Genomic DNA, 16,377 nt, shown 5'->3' with positions numbered 1-16,377 from the left:
CTTCGAATCCATCGGTCAGCTCCTCTTTTTAATCTTGAGTTCTGCATTTTACTCCATTCTTCCCCCTTCCTTAGCCGCTCCCTTTCATCGTGATTATTTTATATAATGGTAGCTTCTAAGTCTTAAGCCGTATAAAGATTTAAAGCTTGAGTGTGTATCATTCTAAAAGATATGATTCTAAAATAAAGAGAGCGTAATGAGCATCTCGATTTTATCTTTATTATAATATTTATTATAAAGGAAACTTCCATCGGTGGGGTTTTCCTTCATCCCCCACTTTAAACTTCCGCAATTACACGAAGTGTTGAAGGGGTGTTTACTGCCCGTTAATGAGGGATAAAAAGTACAGAGAAGGAGCACTGATTTGATAAAAGAAAAATACAAATGGACTTTAGAAATCCTGTTGCACTTATTTTTATCGGGAATCACCATCTATTTATCATTTGCCTTTTTACCCACCCTCCTGCCCATTTATAAAACATTGTTCGGTGCAGCTGTGGCAGGCATCCTATTGTTGGACCTTTATTTTGTCTTATCCAACCATAAAGAGTACTTAAAGGTCACAAAAATAGCGTTAATTCTCTTATCTTCTTCCATTTTCGTTGTATTGTTGATTTTCTACGGAACCAAATTTTTAGTATTAACCGATACGTATGGAATGGAAACTGTTTTAAAGGAAAAGACGTCTTTTGCCACATTTCTCTTTTTCCTTATTTGCTTTTCACAACCTATTATTCTACCAATTCCGGAAGCGGTAACCGTTCCTGCCGGGAGTGCGGTTTTCGGTCCTTTTATCACCGCTATTTTAAGCTTCTCAGGAACCGTTGCAGGGATAATGGTCATGTTCTTTATTGCAAGAATAGGAGAGCAAAAATTCGTTTCAAAACTGGTAAAAGAAAAACACTTAAGAAAATACCAAGAATATGTCGGGAAAAATGAAACAACCATCTTGGCGCTTATGTTTATGATTCCAATCCTTCCAGATGAAATTATTTGTGTTGGAGCGGGAATCAGCGGAATCTCCTTAAAAAGATTTTTCATTATCGCTTCCATCTCAAAGTTCATCACATCTTCGTTGTTAGCCTCTTCTGTCCATTTAGCAAAATTACTCTCTTTAACAAGTTCACAATTAATGATGTCTTGTTCAGCAATTGTAGGCATCATGCTTGCCGTTTCTTTGATCTTTAAACGATTTCTAGAGAAAAACAAAACCAGGGAAAGAATGAATGAATAGCCAATCAAAAAGCTGGGATTCCAAGCTTTTTGATTGATTGTTTTTCATAAACAATCACAAGGAACCATGAAATCCGTAACAATCGTTTTCAGTTTTTTTTTAAACGATGCCTCCCCCTCTTCTTTCTCACATAGATTTTAACTGTCACTAATATTAATAAATATAGGTCTTAAATAATGGATGAAAGAAGTGCGGCACCTTGCCAACTGCGGATATGTATGAACTGACGCGATAAAAGGGGGGCGTATAGATCTGTCAAACGAAAAGGAAAAACCATTTCAATATATACCCGGCTTGGATGGACTGAGGGCGTTAGCCGTTTTACCTGTTATCGCGTACCACTTAAATATTCCGTTTGCTGCGGGCGGATTTTTAGGGGTTACCGTATTTTTTGTCCTTTCCGGCTTTTTAATTACAACCCTTTTAGCATGGGAATGGGAGCATTGTCAGACAATTGATTTGAAACATTTTTGGATTCGACGGGCAAAAAGACTCTTACCCGCCATGTTTCTCGTGTTACTAGCTTTGAATGTATTCATCCCCGTTTTCCAGCCCGAGTTAGTCAAAAACTTACACAAAGATACCATTGCCGCTATTTTTTATTATAGTAATTGGCATTATATTTTTCGGGATTTGTCCTATTTCGAATCGTTTGGAATCACTTCTTTGCTCACGCATTTTTGGTCGCTGGCAATTGAGGAGCAGTTTTACATCATTTGGGCACCCATTATTCTCTGCTCGTTTAAATGGATCAAAAACCGAAAAATCTTCATCTTTCTCATGATGATTGGAGCCGGTTTATCCGCTGTATGGATGATGATGGTGTACGAACCGCATCTTGATCCGAGCAGAGTGTATTACGGAACGGATACAAGATTGTTTTCCTTATTAATCGGTTCAAGCTTCGCACTCCTCCTTCCCCGCCGCACGTTAACTACTCATGTAAGCAAAGCTGGAATATGGGCACTTGAAATAACGGCAATTATAGGAATTCTTGTATTTTTGCTCATGGTTGTATATACGAATCAATACGATAGCTTTGTATACCAGGGCGGGATGGTTTTACTGTCGATAACAACAGCTTTGTTGACCCTGTCCCTTGCTGTGCCATCTACTGTTATGGTGAAAAAAATCCTGGAGTGGAAGCCATTAAGATGGATTGGCATTCGCTCATACGGAATTTATTTGTGGCATTATCCAGTGATTGTGTTAATGAACTCAAACGTCAATACAGACGGTATCAATTATCTAAAAATCACCTTCGAAATAGCGCTTACTTTTATATTGGCCTCTCTATCGTATACCTTCATTGAAAAGCCCATTCGTCACGGCACATTTCGATTTAATACGAAAAATTCGATTACACTGGTCACAGCCATCTGTTTACTTGTTGGTGCAGCGAATAGTGTACCTAAATTCTCAACCCGCAAAATGACTGTAGCCTTCCACGGAGAAGTTAGTCATCATCCTGTTCAGAAGACGGCTGCAAAAATCGCTTTCTCAGAAGAAAAAACCGGTGCTGAAGCACAACCGAAGCCCGTTCCATCCATTACAACCGGAAAAATTACCGCTATCGGAGATTCTGTCTTGGTCATTCCTGCTCCATTTTTAAAAGAAACGTTCTCAAGTATCATGATAGATGCGAAGGTCAGCCGCCAAATGCGGGATGCCTTTTCCATTGTCACTCAATTAAAAAAGGCAAATAATCTAGGGGATATTGTGATCATTGAACTCGGTACAAACGGCCCTTTCCCGGAGAAAACGATAACGGATCTTCTTAGAAACATCGGAAAAGAGAGAAAAGTTCTTTTCATCAATGTAAGGGTACCTCGGCCTTGGGAGGCGATCGTGAATAAAAGCCTTGAAGAGATATCAAAAAAACACTCGAATATGTCCATCATTGATTGGTACTCGACCAGTGCCAATCATAATGAATACTTTGTAAATGATGGAGTTCACTTAAAGCCTGAAGGAGCAAGAGCTTTCGCGGCCATGATTGAAGAAGCCGTCCAAAAAGCTATCAACGCCTCCCCTTGATATTGGAATAGCCACTCCACGCTAATCCTTCTAACCCTTGAATCCATAAACCGTTGAACGTAAAAAATAGGATTCATCAGTCAAATGGTATAAAAAAGGCCTGCTGCGGGAACATGTGACCTGCAGCAGGCTTTTTTTGCAGCTTAAAACTCCCGTTTTCTAAAAAGGCAACTCAATTTCCTAGATCTATTAATTTTCATATAGGCTATTATCTATATAAGTCCAACTAAATAATTTAACATTAACTTGGTCCGGGCTCTTTTTTAGAATTTTGGGGTTTCTCATCTTGAATCATCTCACAAAGGTTCTCGTATAAGCGGCTGACAAGAACCCTTAATGTCGCTTGTTAGCCGCTTATGCGTAAATAATATGACATGGGCGCTTTTTGCCCATGTTAAATTATTTATGTGGATTTATATATTTCATTTACCTTTTTTTACTACAACCGAATGATAGCTGTTAAACAATTGTAACGATAAATTTTTTGTGTATTCTTGTGTCTCATGAATAAAAGCAGTTATTACAGGACTAATGTAATCTGTTGAACGTATCTCAAGCCCTAAATTTTGATACACTTGCGGACTTAAGTAAGCGGCGTTGACTTTGGTCAATGTTGCAGGAATTGCCATCTCCGGGAGTATCGTATTTCCAACCCCTTCTTGAACCATTGCTATAATAGTGGCTATGTCACGAACTTCAAATTGAATAGCCGGCGATACTCCTTGTTCCTTAAAAATTGTATGAAGTATACTATGACATTCTTTTGGCATGATGAAAGGTTCATTAGCTATTTCCTTTAAATGTATGGATGACTGATTACTCAATCGGTGATTTTCCGGTACAAAAACGACCATTTTATCCTGAAGCAGCGGAATAAATTCAAGTTCATACTTTTCCTCAGTGACAATACCAACATCAACAACTGACAATTTAATCCAATTTCTAACTTCCTCATAATTTCCTTCATAGAGAATGACTTCCACACCGGGAAATCGTTTTTTAAACGAACTGATCATTCCTGGCAGCAATTTAGCTGACATACTTGAAATACTGCCAACTCTTATTGTCCCAGTTTCAATTTCGGTGATTCCAGTTGCTTCATTTATTATTTTTGTTTTAATCATGATCAAATCTCGAATAAGACCCGTGATGCGTTCTCCTATTTTTGTTAAGCTGACACCATTTCTGTTTCGGTTTAATAATTTAATATTTAACTCTGATTCCAAAGCGGCCACTGCTTGACTGACTGCAGATTGTGAAAGGCCGATTTGCTCTCCAGCTTTCGTAAAGCTTCCCGTTTCAACTACCTTTAAGAAAACTTCTAACTGAAATAAGGTCATGGAATACCTCTTTCTATTCATTAGTTTTTACTTATAAATAACATTAAAAGTATTAATTTTACTTATATTATAATCCATCATATACTACAATCAAAACCAATTACAAATAGAAAAAGGGTGAGGAAGTTTGATAATAAATGCAGATGGACAAGAAATTTTGAAAGAAATCGAATCAAGTAATTCAGTGCTTATAGATTGCTGGGCCCCATGGTGTCCTCCGTGCAGGATGTTAGCTCCCGTTTTGGAGGAAATTCATCAAGAGTTTGGATTAAAAATTGTAAAAGTGAATGCAGATGATAATGAGGATTTTATAAGTAAGTTTCAGGTAATGGGACTGCCTACATTATTGCTTTTTCAAGATAACCAACTTGTGAAGAGGATAACTGGTTTTCAACCTAAGGACGCACTGATCGACTCATTAAAAAAACATGGATTAGTTAAATAAACTTAAAAGGCAGGAATCCCCAACAAATTCCTGCCTTTTTAAACTTTCTGCACAAAATGCTATGAGCCTGTCACCGCATTCAGACACTCAACCGTTTAATCCTTGCGTATCCCCGCCGCGTAACCGGGGCCAAAAAAGGTCATTTTCGCCAGGGTGAGCGCCATTTCTTGAGGGGATTGCTTCATATCACCCGCTAACCATTGCTGTATGACTCCAAGGTGGGCTGAAGTCACGTATGCCATTAAATAATCGACGGGCACAAGCATGTCTTCCTTTGAAATTGTTGCGATCTTTTGATGAAAATTGACTTTCATGAACTCCTTCAGTTTCACTTGAAAAGCGGGGTCTCCTTGCGGCCCTAAAATGAGTTTCATAAACCGGCCGTTTTCCTTGATGTATTCAAATAGCTTCACGACAAACGACAACGGCTCATCAAGCATATTGGCATTAACAATATCATTTGGATTCGCTTCTTTCATGAACTCTTGAATTTCTTGAAGAATTTCATTTTCACTTTGCTCCAGCAAATCATACTTATCGCGATAATGTAAATAGAACGTGCCGCGATTAATATCCGCTTTTTCCGTCAGGTCCCGGACGGTAATGCCCTCAAACCCTTTTTCCTCCATCAATTCCGTCAGCGCGTCCCGCACCATTCTTTTCGTCCGTACAACTCGTCGATCTGTTTTTGAATCCGACATAAGCACCGACCTTTCTTCATATTATTTTTATCATTAATGAACAAAATGCACGACTGTGTTAAGTAACAGACATTCACTCATTTATTGTTTATTGCAGTTCTCTCTTTAATCATTATAATTTACATTGTGAACATTAATCAACACATCGTCTATTACATGTCCGCATAAAATGAAGGAGGATAAACATGAAATTGCTAAAGAACAAATTCGTTCTTCTCTCACCGATTATTGTGTTAGCGGTTGTTTTAATTTTTGGATTAACATTGGCTCCATCTGTTAAACCGACACCAAAAGACTTACCCGTTGCGTTTGTGAATGAGGATGAAGGTGTCGACATTCCCAATCAAGGAATATTGAATATGGGAGACAAAATGGCAGACATGATCGAAGAAAAAACACCGAAAGAGTCGCCTGTGAAATGGGTTGCAGTGGATAGCGAGGAAGAAGTAAAACGAGGGTTGGACAATCAAGAATATTACGCAGCGCTCGTGATTCCGAAAGATTTCAGCGCAAAGCAGGCATCCCTGCAAACACCGAAGCCTTCTTCACCTGAGGTGCACATTTTCATTAACCAGGGAATGAACACGATGGCGTCAACCGCGGCGGGCCAGATGCTAAACAGCGTCGTTGACACCATTAACCAACAGGTACGAACACAATTAGTAGAAGGATTGGAAAAACAAGGCGGAACCTTAACAACAACACAAGCATCCATGTTGGTTTCCCCTATTACCAAAACGGTAACGAACATCAACGAAGTCGGCACAAACAGCATGAACGGTAATGCGCCTGTCTCTTTATTCCAGCCGCTTTGGATGGCAAGCATTGCGGGATCTGTTATTCTCTTTCTTACGGTTAATAAGCTCCCAACCGCTAGTCGCAAAGAAGCCGTTGCGGTTCGCTTCATTCAAGTACTCGCTGGAATCGTACTCGCGCTGGTTGCTGGATTTGGCTTAACATGGATAGTGGATGTATTAGGAGTCGACATTCCAAACTTTATAGACATGGCTCTCTTTTTAACACTTGCATTTTTCAGCTTTTTCTTAATGATCTCAGCAGTGCTGTCATGGCTGGGCATGAGAGGCATTCCGCTTTTCGTTCTTATTTTGTTTTTCGGCGCGCCATTACTAGCGATGGCTCCGGAATTCATGTCGCCTTTTTACCGGAACTGGGTGTACTCGTGGCTGCCGATGCGCTTCATGGTGGAAGGCCTTCGAGAGCTCATGTTCTTCGGCAAAGGCCTGAGCTGGAATACCCCTACGACTGTATTAGTCAGCATCGGGGCTGTTAGTCTTGTTGTACTGGGGGCTTCCTCGTTTAAACCAAGCAAGGAAAAAGATGCGGTATCCCAGGTGAAGATATAAATCGTACTTAAGGTCTATACTCTACTGAACGAATGAGATCATCAAGTTTTCCACACAAATAAAAATAGCCATTTCCTTTTGTTCAGACAAAAGAAATGGCTATTTCATTTGATCTTAAAAGTGAGGATTCAAATCACTTTTTATCTTGTCGATATAAATCCCGACTCTTGTAACCCGCTCCAAGAATCATTTTCATTTCCTCACGGCGTTTTGTTTTTGTCGCCTCTTGTTTAGCACTGTACACATAACGGGCCCAATCCTTGCGGTACCCTGGGGTGAGTGATTGATAAAAAGCAAGTAAATCCGGTGTATCCTGTAAATCCTTTTCCACACTCGGAATCAACTCTATATAATCGTCTACGCATTGACTTGCTTTTGTAGATGTTTGATTCTTGCTTTTAGAATCTTCCTTCAGACCGACAACGGTAAAAACCTCATCTAACCCAACCATACGCGCAAATTTAATGTTACTTGTCCCCACATAACCATCTTTATCTGCACCTAACCCTGCTAATAAATCATCCCGATGAATAAACGTTGGATATACTTTATTCCCCTTTTTCGGATAAGCCAAAAAGAGATAGCCGTTTTGATTGAGATAATGATTTTCGATCACCTTGTTTACGAGCTCTTTTAAAGATTCCATATCTAATACAAAAGCAAAAATAAGATCATACGTACTGCCGGTTAGCTCTGTATCATAATCCGTCAGGTCTGCAAAGTAATCAGTACCATCCGGTAAATTCAATACCGCCGCTTTTTTATATTTTTGTAAGTTCAGCTTTTCTACTATTGTTTTAGCCATCGTTAATCACCTGTAAAATTTATTCTGTTGCTCCTTCAGTGTAAAAGTTCTCTTATTAGTTAGCAACTTTTTAAATGTTGAAAATCCTAAAAAAGAGCCTGGACCAAATTAATTTTTTAACCTTTTCTATCGGACTTTCTGCTATGTCGACCTTTCTGTTCTTCCATCCTGAATAAGCTCACAAAGGTTATGTGGATTTATATATTTGTAAAAGGATTCTATTTTTTTACGTATTTCGACTTTATGTTTATATGAATTTGTTTGATTTTTGTTTGGGCATTCTCCTTCGTTTTCTTCGATATCTTTTGGATTAAATATGTATAATAATTACTTATCTGCTTATTGCGCCACAGGTCATTTTGCCCCCATGCAATCACTAGAAACATAATTAAATGAAAAAAATATACTCCTGTTGGATTGACTAAAAAAAGGATAAGTCCAGGTATTAATGCTATTAAGCTACATGTTAGCCCTTTAAAAAATCCTGACGAATCTTTAAAACTAATTAAAGTATATATTAATGAAAAAACGAAAGGGAACATAAAATACGATGAATCGTTATCTGAAAATAATCGGCCTACTAAGATATTAACGAGAAGAGAAGCAATAAAAGTGATGATCGCTCGTATGAATATTTCTTTTCTTTCTCTTTTCTTTTTTTCGGTTCTTGTTATCACCTGTGACACAAATGATCCTCCTCCAAGTTATATAGATCGATTTAGAAAATTCGACATAACCAAAGAACGGCTATGCCAAATTTTCTAGACCTTTGAGGGTAAATTCAAGTGGTCTAAATAACCCATTGTGAATGTCCCTCAATCGAATGAAGCTGTGTCGATTTATTAAGTGGAATGTATATAGTTTATTACATGAAAATTTTAACATTTTTATCTTGTCATTATCAATTTAAGTGATTGTGAACGAAAACATACTGTTTCTCCTGAATTATTAAAGTATGATTTTAATGGTTTAGAGGGACTCATAAAAGTACACAAAGGTTCTAAGGACCACATTTCTCAGACTTCGAAATTGCAATTGCTTCTTTAAATAAGATTACTATTTACTTATTATAATAGATTATTATTCCTCAAGAATCCTGCTCTTTAGTTTAGGCTCTTTTCTAAAAGATTGTTGTTTTTAGATAGGTTTCTTAAAAGATAAGCGTTTAAGGTTGGTTGGTCACCATCTCTTCTATAAAATTTAACATAAATATCCATTAATTTTAAGGATGAGTTCCTCTACAATTTGACTCGTTTATTGAACAAGAAAAAACCTGCATTTCAAGCAGGATTTTTGATCAAACTTCTTTATAAACAGTGCAACTTTATTTCAAACCTACAACTTATGGATCAGTTCCTTGAAAAAGAACCGTCATGAGCATCCCGGGAAAATCCAGGGTTTTCTTGACGGTTCTTTTATTTACCGAATCAATTATATAGATCGATTTAGCCCTTGAGAGCGAAATCAAGTTGTCTGAATCCCCGTTTGTGAACCCCTTTCGATGGAATGAAACGTGTCGAGTTATTAAGTGGAGTATATATAGATAAAAAATGATCTAGTTACTAACGGTTATTTCATTTATCGTGACAGCGGCTTTTTCAATATCCTTCTTATCGAATAAATAGTTTTTAAATGTCCAGTTTGCATATAATTCAATTTGATCATCGTAATGATCGCTAACCGTTCCGTCTTTTTTGACAAACCCGATTTGACCTGGCGGTGTCACGTTAAAGCCTTCTGGTCCTTCAGGGGTCATTTCGATATAATGGTTTTCACTGCCCCGGTTCATTTCAATAATTGGAGGAGGAGCAACGATGCCATGCGGCACACCAATTAACGACTTTCCGCCAAATGTCATCATTTTAATCGGCGAACGCCATTCTTCCACTTTCTTGTCTTTTCCTAACTTATCGAGCGCTTGATCTACACTCTCTAAAATAATTTTTTCAGGATCTTCGTTCACCCAATCAAAATTTGTTTGATCTTCATTTAACACCTTATAGGCCAGTGTAGCTCCATAACGATGATCGGTGATTTCTTTCGTTAACCCATACATTTCTCCCAAAGAATCTTGAAATAGTTGATTGTGAACAATTTTCCACCATTCATCAAAGAAAGCAGCAATACCAGCATCATAATATCCGTCTTTATTCACATCTTCTTTTAAATTATTCCAGCCTTCTAATTGGTCAATTAAATATTGATAATCATTGTTAGTATCTTTGTATTTGTCTAACGTTTTGATTAATAGCGGTTTAAAGTAATGGGTACGTAATTGCGCAAAGCTGGCAGTATAATTGATTTCATTAAGATCTTTCAATGTAACTTTCTCTCCCGCTTCCATTCCATTTATAAATTGCTGGACCCGATTATCTTGTCCCCAATACATACTAAGTTCCCCATTGGTCCACGTACCAGCAGGCTTATTGTTCCAATTGACTACATATCCGTTCTCAGGATTGATCACATGCGGGTTCTTTTGAAAAGGCAAAAAGCCCTTCCATTCATACTCGCCAGTTCCTGGTGTAGGAATCCTTTGATCGATTTTATCGTTTCTAATCGGGTATTTTCCAACATGGTAATAAGCAATATTACCTTTTTTGTCAGCATAGTACCAGTTTAATGACATGGTATATTCACTTGCTGCCTTCTCAAACTCTTTTAAATTTTTTGCCCAATTGGCTTTCATGTAGGCCGCAATACTTTGTGCTTCAGTGCCTCGGAATGACCATGATTTGCTGTACGCGATATGTTTTTGTTCATCCAGACTGATGACCGGCCCATGCACTGTGTGATAATAGTTCTTTTCTACTTTTTTCTTTTCGCCGTTAGCGCCGCGTACAATAAAAGTTTCGGTTCGCTTCTTCATGTCTTTCCATGTCCCGTTATAAAGATATTGATAAGAGTTTTTAGGGTTTAATTTTTCTTCAAAAATATCCGTTACATTTCCGTATCCGGCCGTAGCACTTAAAGCAAAGTGCTTATTGGCACCAAACATGATGAATGGGTAACCGATGAAACCAGATCCTGCTATATCAAAACCAGGGGCATGTAAGCCTACTTCATATAAAAAGCCCGGAGCTACAAAGCCTACTTGGGGACCGCTTAGTAATAAAGCATTACCTGTTTTCGATTTCTTGGAACCAACAATCGCTGCATTGCTTCCGATCTTTAACGGCAGGCCAAGTTCTTCCGATGACTCGATAAAATTTTCTCTTTGCTTCTCAATTTCTTTTGAAGCATTTACCACGCTAGAAGAAATAGATTGATGAGCAACAGAAGAAACCGAATCGTCTGTTGCCTTCTCCCCGCTTACGATACTTGTAGGGGCATTTGGATCATTCTTCCACACTAAGTCATTGAACATTTGCATAGCTTGTTCTTTTCCATATTTGTCTTCCAACTTCGTCAATATCTCGGCATTTTTTAATTCTTGGTGATTATCCATGAAGAAAGTCATAGAAACCATATAAATACGGATGACATCTACTGAGGTCCATTCTCGGGGTAAAAACTTGTAGTCATGAAATTCTTTAGATAGTTTCTCATCTGGGTCTTTACGGGCTTCTTTTACATACATCGTAATACCTTGGGCAAATTGATCGATCAATTCTTTCGACTGAGGATCTAAACTTTTAATCATTTTTTGAATTTCCTTATTGCTGTACCCATCCCTTCGGCTTTGCTCATCCTTTAATAAATATTCTTCTCCAAAAATCTCTGAAACAGTTCCTTCATTTCCGCGCCGGAACATTTCCAGCTGAAAAAGGCGGTCTTTAGCCATTACATACCCATATGCTTTATATAAATCTTTTTTATTTTCAGCATATAAATGAGGGACTCCGTATTGATCACGTATGACCTTGACCTCTCCTATTTGCTCATTCTTTCCTGCATGCACCATACTTTGAGGAAAAATGAAAGCAATGACTACAGACAATAAAATTAACACCTTACTCCACATGTCCAAAATCCACCTCCATAATATAAAACACCAACAAAACGAATTATATGTTTTATGTTATATTAAATCAATATATTAGTTTGAATATTTTAAATATTCAGTATAAAAGTATGATATTTTCCAAGGTAATTACTAGTTCATTAGCGATATAATACCTATTTTATGAGATAAATATTTCTTTTCCCAAAGTTACTTGTAATCTTTAAATTCCCCAAAAATATAACAAAATAAAAACGAGTTATGAATAATTGTTTTATTTTTTATCTATGCTCCGATTTATTTGGTTGCTATAAGGGATGATTCAACGATATACACAGACTCATCCATGTTTGTAATCATAATAACGGTCCATCTCTGTTTGTGAGGAGCGAATCGAATTTATCATTTTTTGCAACATAATAATTTTTCTATCTAATCGCTCGCTGATTCTTATGACTTCTGGATCAGAAAGACCTTTAATCTTTGTCAATTCATACATATCCTTTCGATCTTGAGTTATACCCCTCATTAAGTCTTGTGCATTTTTCAAAATCATTCACGATCTCTCCTTCTATTGTTTGTGGAGTATTGTTAATTTAAAAGTCGTAAGCAAACTTTATAAAGGAATACAAGTTTTTATCGTCCCTTTTAGTGGTGCATCCCACTAATCTCACAAAATTGATACCGCTTTCAAAATAAGATTTAGATTTAGATATATAAAACGAATATATAACGAATTTTTCGTTATATTAATTTTACAAGAGAGTTTTTTATTTTTCAATATGTTTTTAAGCGCTTTCAAAAATGTCGTACTACTGTCTCTGCTTGCCTAATGGCCAAAGTAAATAACCACCATCTTTTAGAAAAGACTAGACTAAACTAAAGATAACTCTCCTTCCCTATGATTATTTGAGTTCTTTTATACAAAAAATAAATAAACTGAATCTTTATTTAGCTGGAATGTAGAATGAGAGGGAAATAAAAAATCCTTTGTGCACTCAACATAATGCGCACAAAGGATTTCCTTACTCTATTCTTTTTATACATCACTTAACTTGATCACTATGGTAATAAAGAAAACTTCCATCAGTGGAGGTTTTCCTTTATCCCCGCTTAACTAAATGATCAAAGGCTAAGAACGCATCGTCCTGTTGCAACGCCTTTGCTAGTACATCCTGTACGTCGGAAGTGGGGGTCTTACTGCCCATTAATGCGGGATAAATTTGAAGGTATGCTTTTGCAAATCCAGGTCAGCTCTCTATTTCAAACGGTAGATTTTGCTCGGTCTTCCCCGACCAGAACGCACTTCTTCTCCTACAGCCTCGGCCAAATTAAACTCACAAAGACTTGCTATAATACGCTGAGCATTTCGAAGCGTCATAGCTAAGTGTGTAGCTAAGTCAGATGCAGCAAAACTGTCCCACCCCATTCGGTTAATAAGCGCTTCAATTTTCTTAAATGTCTTTATACTTATATTCGCTTTGTTCAAATTCTCAATGACATCCTTGTCTTCCGAACGGTAGGAATACACCAATTCTTCCTCTTTACCTACAGATTCCACCATCAAACCGTTTTCCTGTACAATAAAGATCTCGCCATTTCCTTTCATTTTTGACTGTTGAACGGCACGGCGGGCATTCAGTTCTGCCGAAAATGCCGTCTCTCCAAAGCCAATTCCTACCGAAACGGCCGTATCAGTTTCAAGTGACAACTGTTCAACCGTCTTTTGCAGCTGCGTGATTTCCCTTTCAATCGCACCACGCGAACTAAAAATCACATATCGACCATTTCCCTTATATAAAAATGAACCATTTAATCTTTCACAAAGCTTAAGTATGGCCTTATTTAAATCAAGTTCCAAATATTGAGGATGGTAAATATTATTTGTCTTTTCAATAATTTGATCAAATTGCTCAATCTCGATGATTTCGATGCCGACTTGTGTAGATTGGAAGTAGAAAGTTTTAACTCGTCCAGCAAGCATTTTTAACGTTTGTTCAACTTCTATGTCGGTTGGAGATAGCCGATATACTGGAATTCCCTCTTTTGTTAAAACATCATAAACCGCAGGCAAACAGGTGAAAGCTCCTTCTGTCTTTCCTTTCTTCCATAAATCAATATGGAAGTGGATTAATTCCTCGGTATTAAAGTCAGCCGTGAAAGATTTTATGTAAATGTCAGCTGGCGCCTTATCCAATTGTTTGAATGCTTTTGTTACTAGATTTTCCTGCAGCACATCGATCATATCTATACTTGCTCTTTCTATAATTTTCCCTAAAGAATACGACATCTGCAAAAAAACCTTATAGATACTGGATTCGGTCACCATAATATAATATAGTTTTTCGTCTGAATCTAACACTTGTTTGGCAATTGCATAGGGAACAGGTCCAGAAAGGAGCCATGCATTAACTTGTTGACTATGCTCCAAAATAGTGTTTTTCATTTGCTTAACATCCTCGGCGGGGTAAGCTATACATTCTATTCCCGTTTCAAGCTCTTTAGCCAAATTGATGATTCGCTCTACGGACATATTCGGCCCAATAATCCCGACTTTATACATCAATTTATTCCTACTCTCTATAGACTACTATTCATATTCGATACTTTAGCTCTGTAAAATAATTTTGAAAAAAGATCTATTAATATTATATTACACCAAAAAGTATTCTGCTGTATAAAGGAAACTTCCTCTTACTATTCGTTAATGGGGATAAACCTTAAACAGTTAGTCGCTCGAGAGCTTAATTAAACGGACAAAAAAGATACGGAGATGGGTAAATCGATCATGCAGAGCGGAATAAAAATAAACAGGGCCGCTCTCCCCAAAGGGTAAAATTTGCTCAAGCGGATTTATGACTCATGCTATGATAATACAATTTTTTATCCAAGATATCTATCACATTTATGATACAATTCACCGTGATTTTTATGGTAAATCAAATAATCAACGCAAAAAAAGACAGGTATGTAAACTTAACCTGTCCCACTCACATTAACCCTTTAATACAAACTCATTACCATCTTCATCACTAAACTGAACAAAAGTCCCCCACTGCATTTCTTTCGGCTCTTCTTTAAATTGAACACCATTTCCCTTCATCATTTCATAAGTTTCCATTACATGATCACATTCAAATACAATGGATGCTTTCATACTTTCTGAACCTTGCATCATTCCTTTAGGATAGAGCACTAGACGTGTTTTAGCATTTTTAGGGGCGACCTCCAGCCAGAATGCATTTGGTCCCATTGGAAATTCAGCCGTCACCTCAAAACCAACTTTCCCTGTCCAAAAATCCTTTGCCTTTTGCTGATCTTCAACATAAATTGCTACAGTTCCTAAATTTGTTATCATATAAATCCTCCTCAATAGTTTGTACTATGAGTTTATCAATCATGATCTTATTCTTCTTGTAAAAAAACGACATTATTCTTATATATTCCACTTGATAACTTGACACATCTTCATTCCACTAAGAAGCATTCACAATCAGTGATTCAGACAGCTTCAATTCGCCCTCAAAGGTTAGAAAATTTGGCATGGCCGTTCTTTGATCATGTCGAATTTTCTAAATCGATCTATATCATCTTTTTAAATGGGTTTATTTTTTCTAATAACCACTTTTTATATTCTTTAGGGGTCAAACCTATACATTCTTTAAAATCCTTTGAAAAGTGGGCATAATCATAATATCCATACTCATGCATGCAATCATATAGATCTATTTCTCTGTTGCGAAATATTTTTAGCCGCACTTGATTAAACCTTGCAACTTTACTTAATTTTTTAGGAGACAGCCCAGTAAGTTCAATTGTTTTTCTTTGAAATTGCCTTTGAGAATATTTGCTTTTTTCATGAATAGCTTGCAACTCTTGGCCAACAGGGTTTTCATAAAGTTCTGCTAGAAATGTTATAAACGAACGGTCATCTGTGGTAGTTTGCTTTAATATACCTAGTAAAAATTCAGTTAAAATAGTGACTCCCTCTTCCAATTCCTTATCCTTTAGAATAGTCTGCAAGTTCTCTACATTACTTTTACAAAATATATTGGAAAGAGGTATAAATTTATCTCTTAATACTTTTACGTCTGTATCTGATAACAATTTTAATCCCCAAGGTTTTAAACGGATGCCGAATAATCTTATTTTTCCTTGAGCCTTTAATTGATGGTAATGAGTTAATGAACCTATTAGAAACGAATTATCTAGAGGCTTACCATTTACTTCATATTTAGCACCATAATGAAAGATAATTTCATAACAACCATCTGGCCAAAGAACTTCACCATCTTCCAATTCTTTGTACTCTCTATTAAGGTACCAGAAGCATTTCACAAAAGGCTCCAATTCGGCTGGTGGTTTTAATTCTTTATATCTCATATTAACTCCAAAAAACACGAATTTTTTATTTTTATGCTCTGTTAAAGTATAGTGTTGACTTTTGACTCATTTGACGAAAACAATCAACATTATTATTTAAGACAGAAAGGCCCGGCCTCTTCCTT

The 16,377-nt window shown here is 37.0% G+C and carries 12 protein-coding genes; 4 read left to right on the top strand and 8 right to left on the bottom strand.

Annotation, left to right across the window (positions count from 1 at the left end; genetic code table 11):
• Positions 1-364: 364 nt before the first annotated feature.
• Positions 365-1,234 carry a TVP38/TMEM64 family protein gene (locus BK575_RS09415; protein WP_235867345.1) on the top strand — a complete coding sequence of 290 codons (870 nt, stop codon included), beginning with the start codon at positions 365-367 and terminating at the stop codon, positions 1,232-1,234.
• Positions 1,235-1,528: 294 nt separating this feature from the next.
• Positions 1,529-3,271, top strand: coding sequence for an acyltransferase family protein (locus tag BK575_RS09410; RefSeq protein WP_169907683.1), 1,743 nt, complete (start codon positions 1,529-1,531; stop codon positions 3,269-3,271).
• A gap of 422 nt (positions 3,272-3,693) precedes the next feature.
• On the opposite strand, the gene BK575_RS09405 is transcribed toward BK575_RS09410, so the two are convergent.
• Positions 3,694-4,611, bottom strand: coding sequence for a LysR family transcriptional regulator (locus BK575_RS09405; protein ID WP_169907681.1), 918 nt, complete (start codon positions 4,609-4,611; stop codon positions 3,694-3,696).
• A gap of 127 nt (positions 4,612-4,738) precedes the next feature.
• On the opposite strand from BK575_RS09405, the gene trxA reads away from it, so the two are divergent.
• Entirely contained in the window at positions 4,739-5,056 is a 318-nt protein-coding gene (trxA, locus tag BK575_RS09400; RefSeq protein WP_078410146.1) for a thioredoxin, read from the top strand.
• A gap of 95 nt (positions 5,057-5,151) precedes the next feature.
• Here trxA and BK575_RS09395 read toward each other — a convergent pair whose 3' ends face one another.
• Positions 5,152-5,757 (bottom strand): TetR/AcrR family transcriptional regulator, encoded by a 606-nt coding sequence (locus BK575_RS09395; RefSeq protein WP_078410145.1) that lies wholly within the window; start codon positions 5,755-5,757, stop codon positions 5,152-5,154.
• A gap of 191 nt (positions 5,758-5,948) precedes the next feature.
• Here BK575_RS09395 and BK575_RS09390 point away from each other — a divergent pair, with 191 nt between their 5' ends.
• Positions 5,949-7,121, top strand: a complete 1,173-nt coding sequence (locus tag BK575_RS09390) for a YhgE/Pip domain-containing protein (RefSeq protein ID WP_078414720.1) — start codon at positions 5,949-5,951, stop codon at positions 7,119-7,121.
• Positions 7,122-7,254: 133 nt separating this feature from the next.
• On the opposite strand, the gene BK575_RS09385 is transcribed toward BK575_RS09390, so the two are convergent.
• The 6 genes from BK575_RS09385 to BK575_RS09355 all read right to left on the bottom strand — a co-directional run bounded on the left by BK575_RS09385 (position 7,255) and on the right by BK575_RS09355 (position 16,252).
• Positions 7,255-7,926 carry a YdeI/OmpD-associated family protein gene (locus tag BK575_RS09385; RefSeq protein WP_078410144.1) on the bottom strand — a complete coding sequence of 224 codons (672 nt, stop codon included), beginning with the start codon at positions 7,924-7,926 and terminating at the stop codon, positions 7,255-7,257.
• Positions 7,927-9,481: 1,555 nt separating this feature from the next.
• Positions 9,482-11,890, bottom strand: coding sequence for a penicillin acylase family protein (locus BK575_RS09375; RefSeq protein ID WP_078410142.1), 2,409 nt, complete (start codon positions 11,888-11,890; stop codon positions 9,482-9,484).
• A 319-nt stretch (positions 11,891-12,209) separates the two neighbouring features.
• Positions 12,210-12,425, bottom strand: a complete 216-nt coding sequence (locus BK575_RS09370) for an aspartyl-phosphate phosphatase Spo0E family protein (protein WP_078410141.1) — start codon at positions 12,423-12,425, stop codon at positions 12,210-12,212.
• A 702-nt stretch (positions 12,426-13,127) separates the two neighbouring features.
• Positions 13,128-14,432, bottom strand: a complete 1,305-nt coding sequence (locus BK575_RS09365; RefSeq protein WP_078410140.1) for a helix-turn-helix domain-containing protein — start codon at positions 14,430-14,432, stop codon at positions 13,128-13,130.
• Positions 14,433-14,864: 432 nt separating this feature from the next.
• Positions 14,865-15,227 (bottom strand): VOC family protein, encoded by a 363-nt coding sequence (locus BK575_RS09360; protein ID WP_078410139.1) that lies wholly within the window; start codon positions 15,225-15,227, stop codon positions 14,865-14,867.
• A gap of 224 nt (positions 15,228-15,451) precedes the next feature.
• Positions 15,452-16,252 (bottom strand): AraC family transcriptional regulator, encoded by an 801-nt coding sequence (locus BK575_RS09355; RefSeq protein WP_078410138.1) that lies wholly within the window; start codon positions 16,250-16,252, stop codon positions 15,452-15,454.
• Positions 16,253-16,377 lie beyond the last annotated feature (125 nt).

The sequence above is a fragment of the Priestia abyssalis genome (genome assembly GCF_002019595.1).
Taxonomy (GTDB): domain Bacteria; phylum Bacillota; class Bacilli; order Bacillales; family Bacillaceae_H; genus Bacillus_BA; species Bacillus_BA abyssalis.
This window is presented reverse-complemented; position numbering and strand designations above follow the sequence as displayed.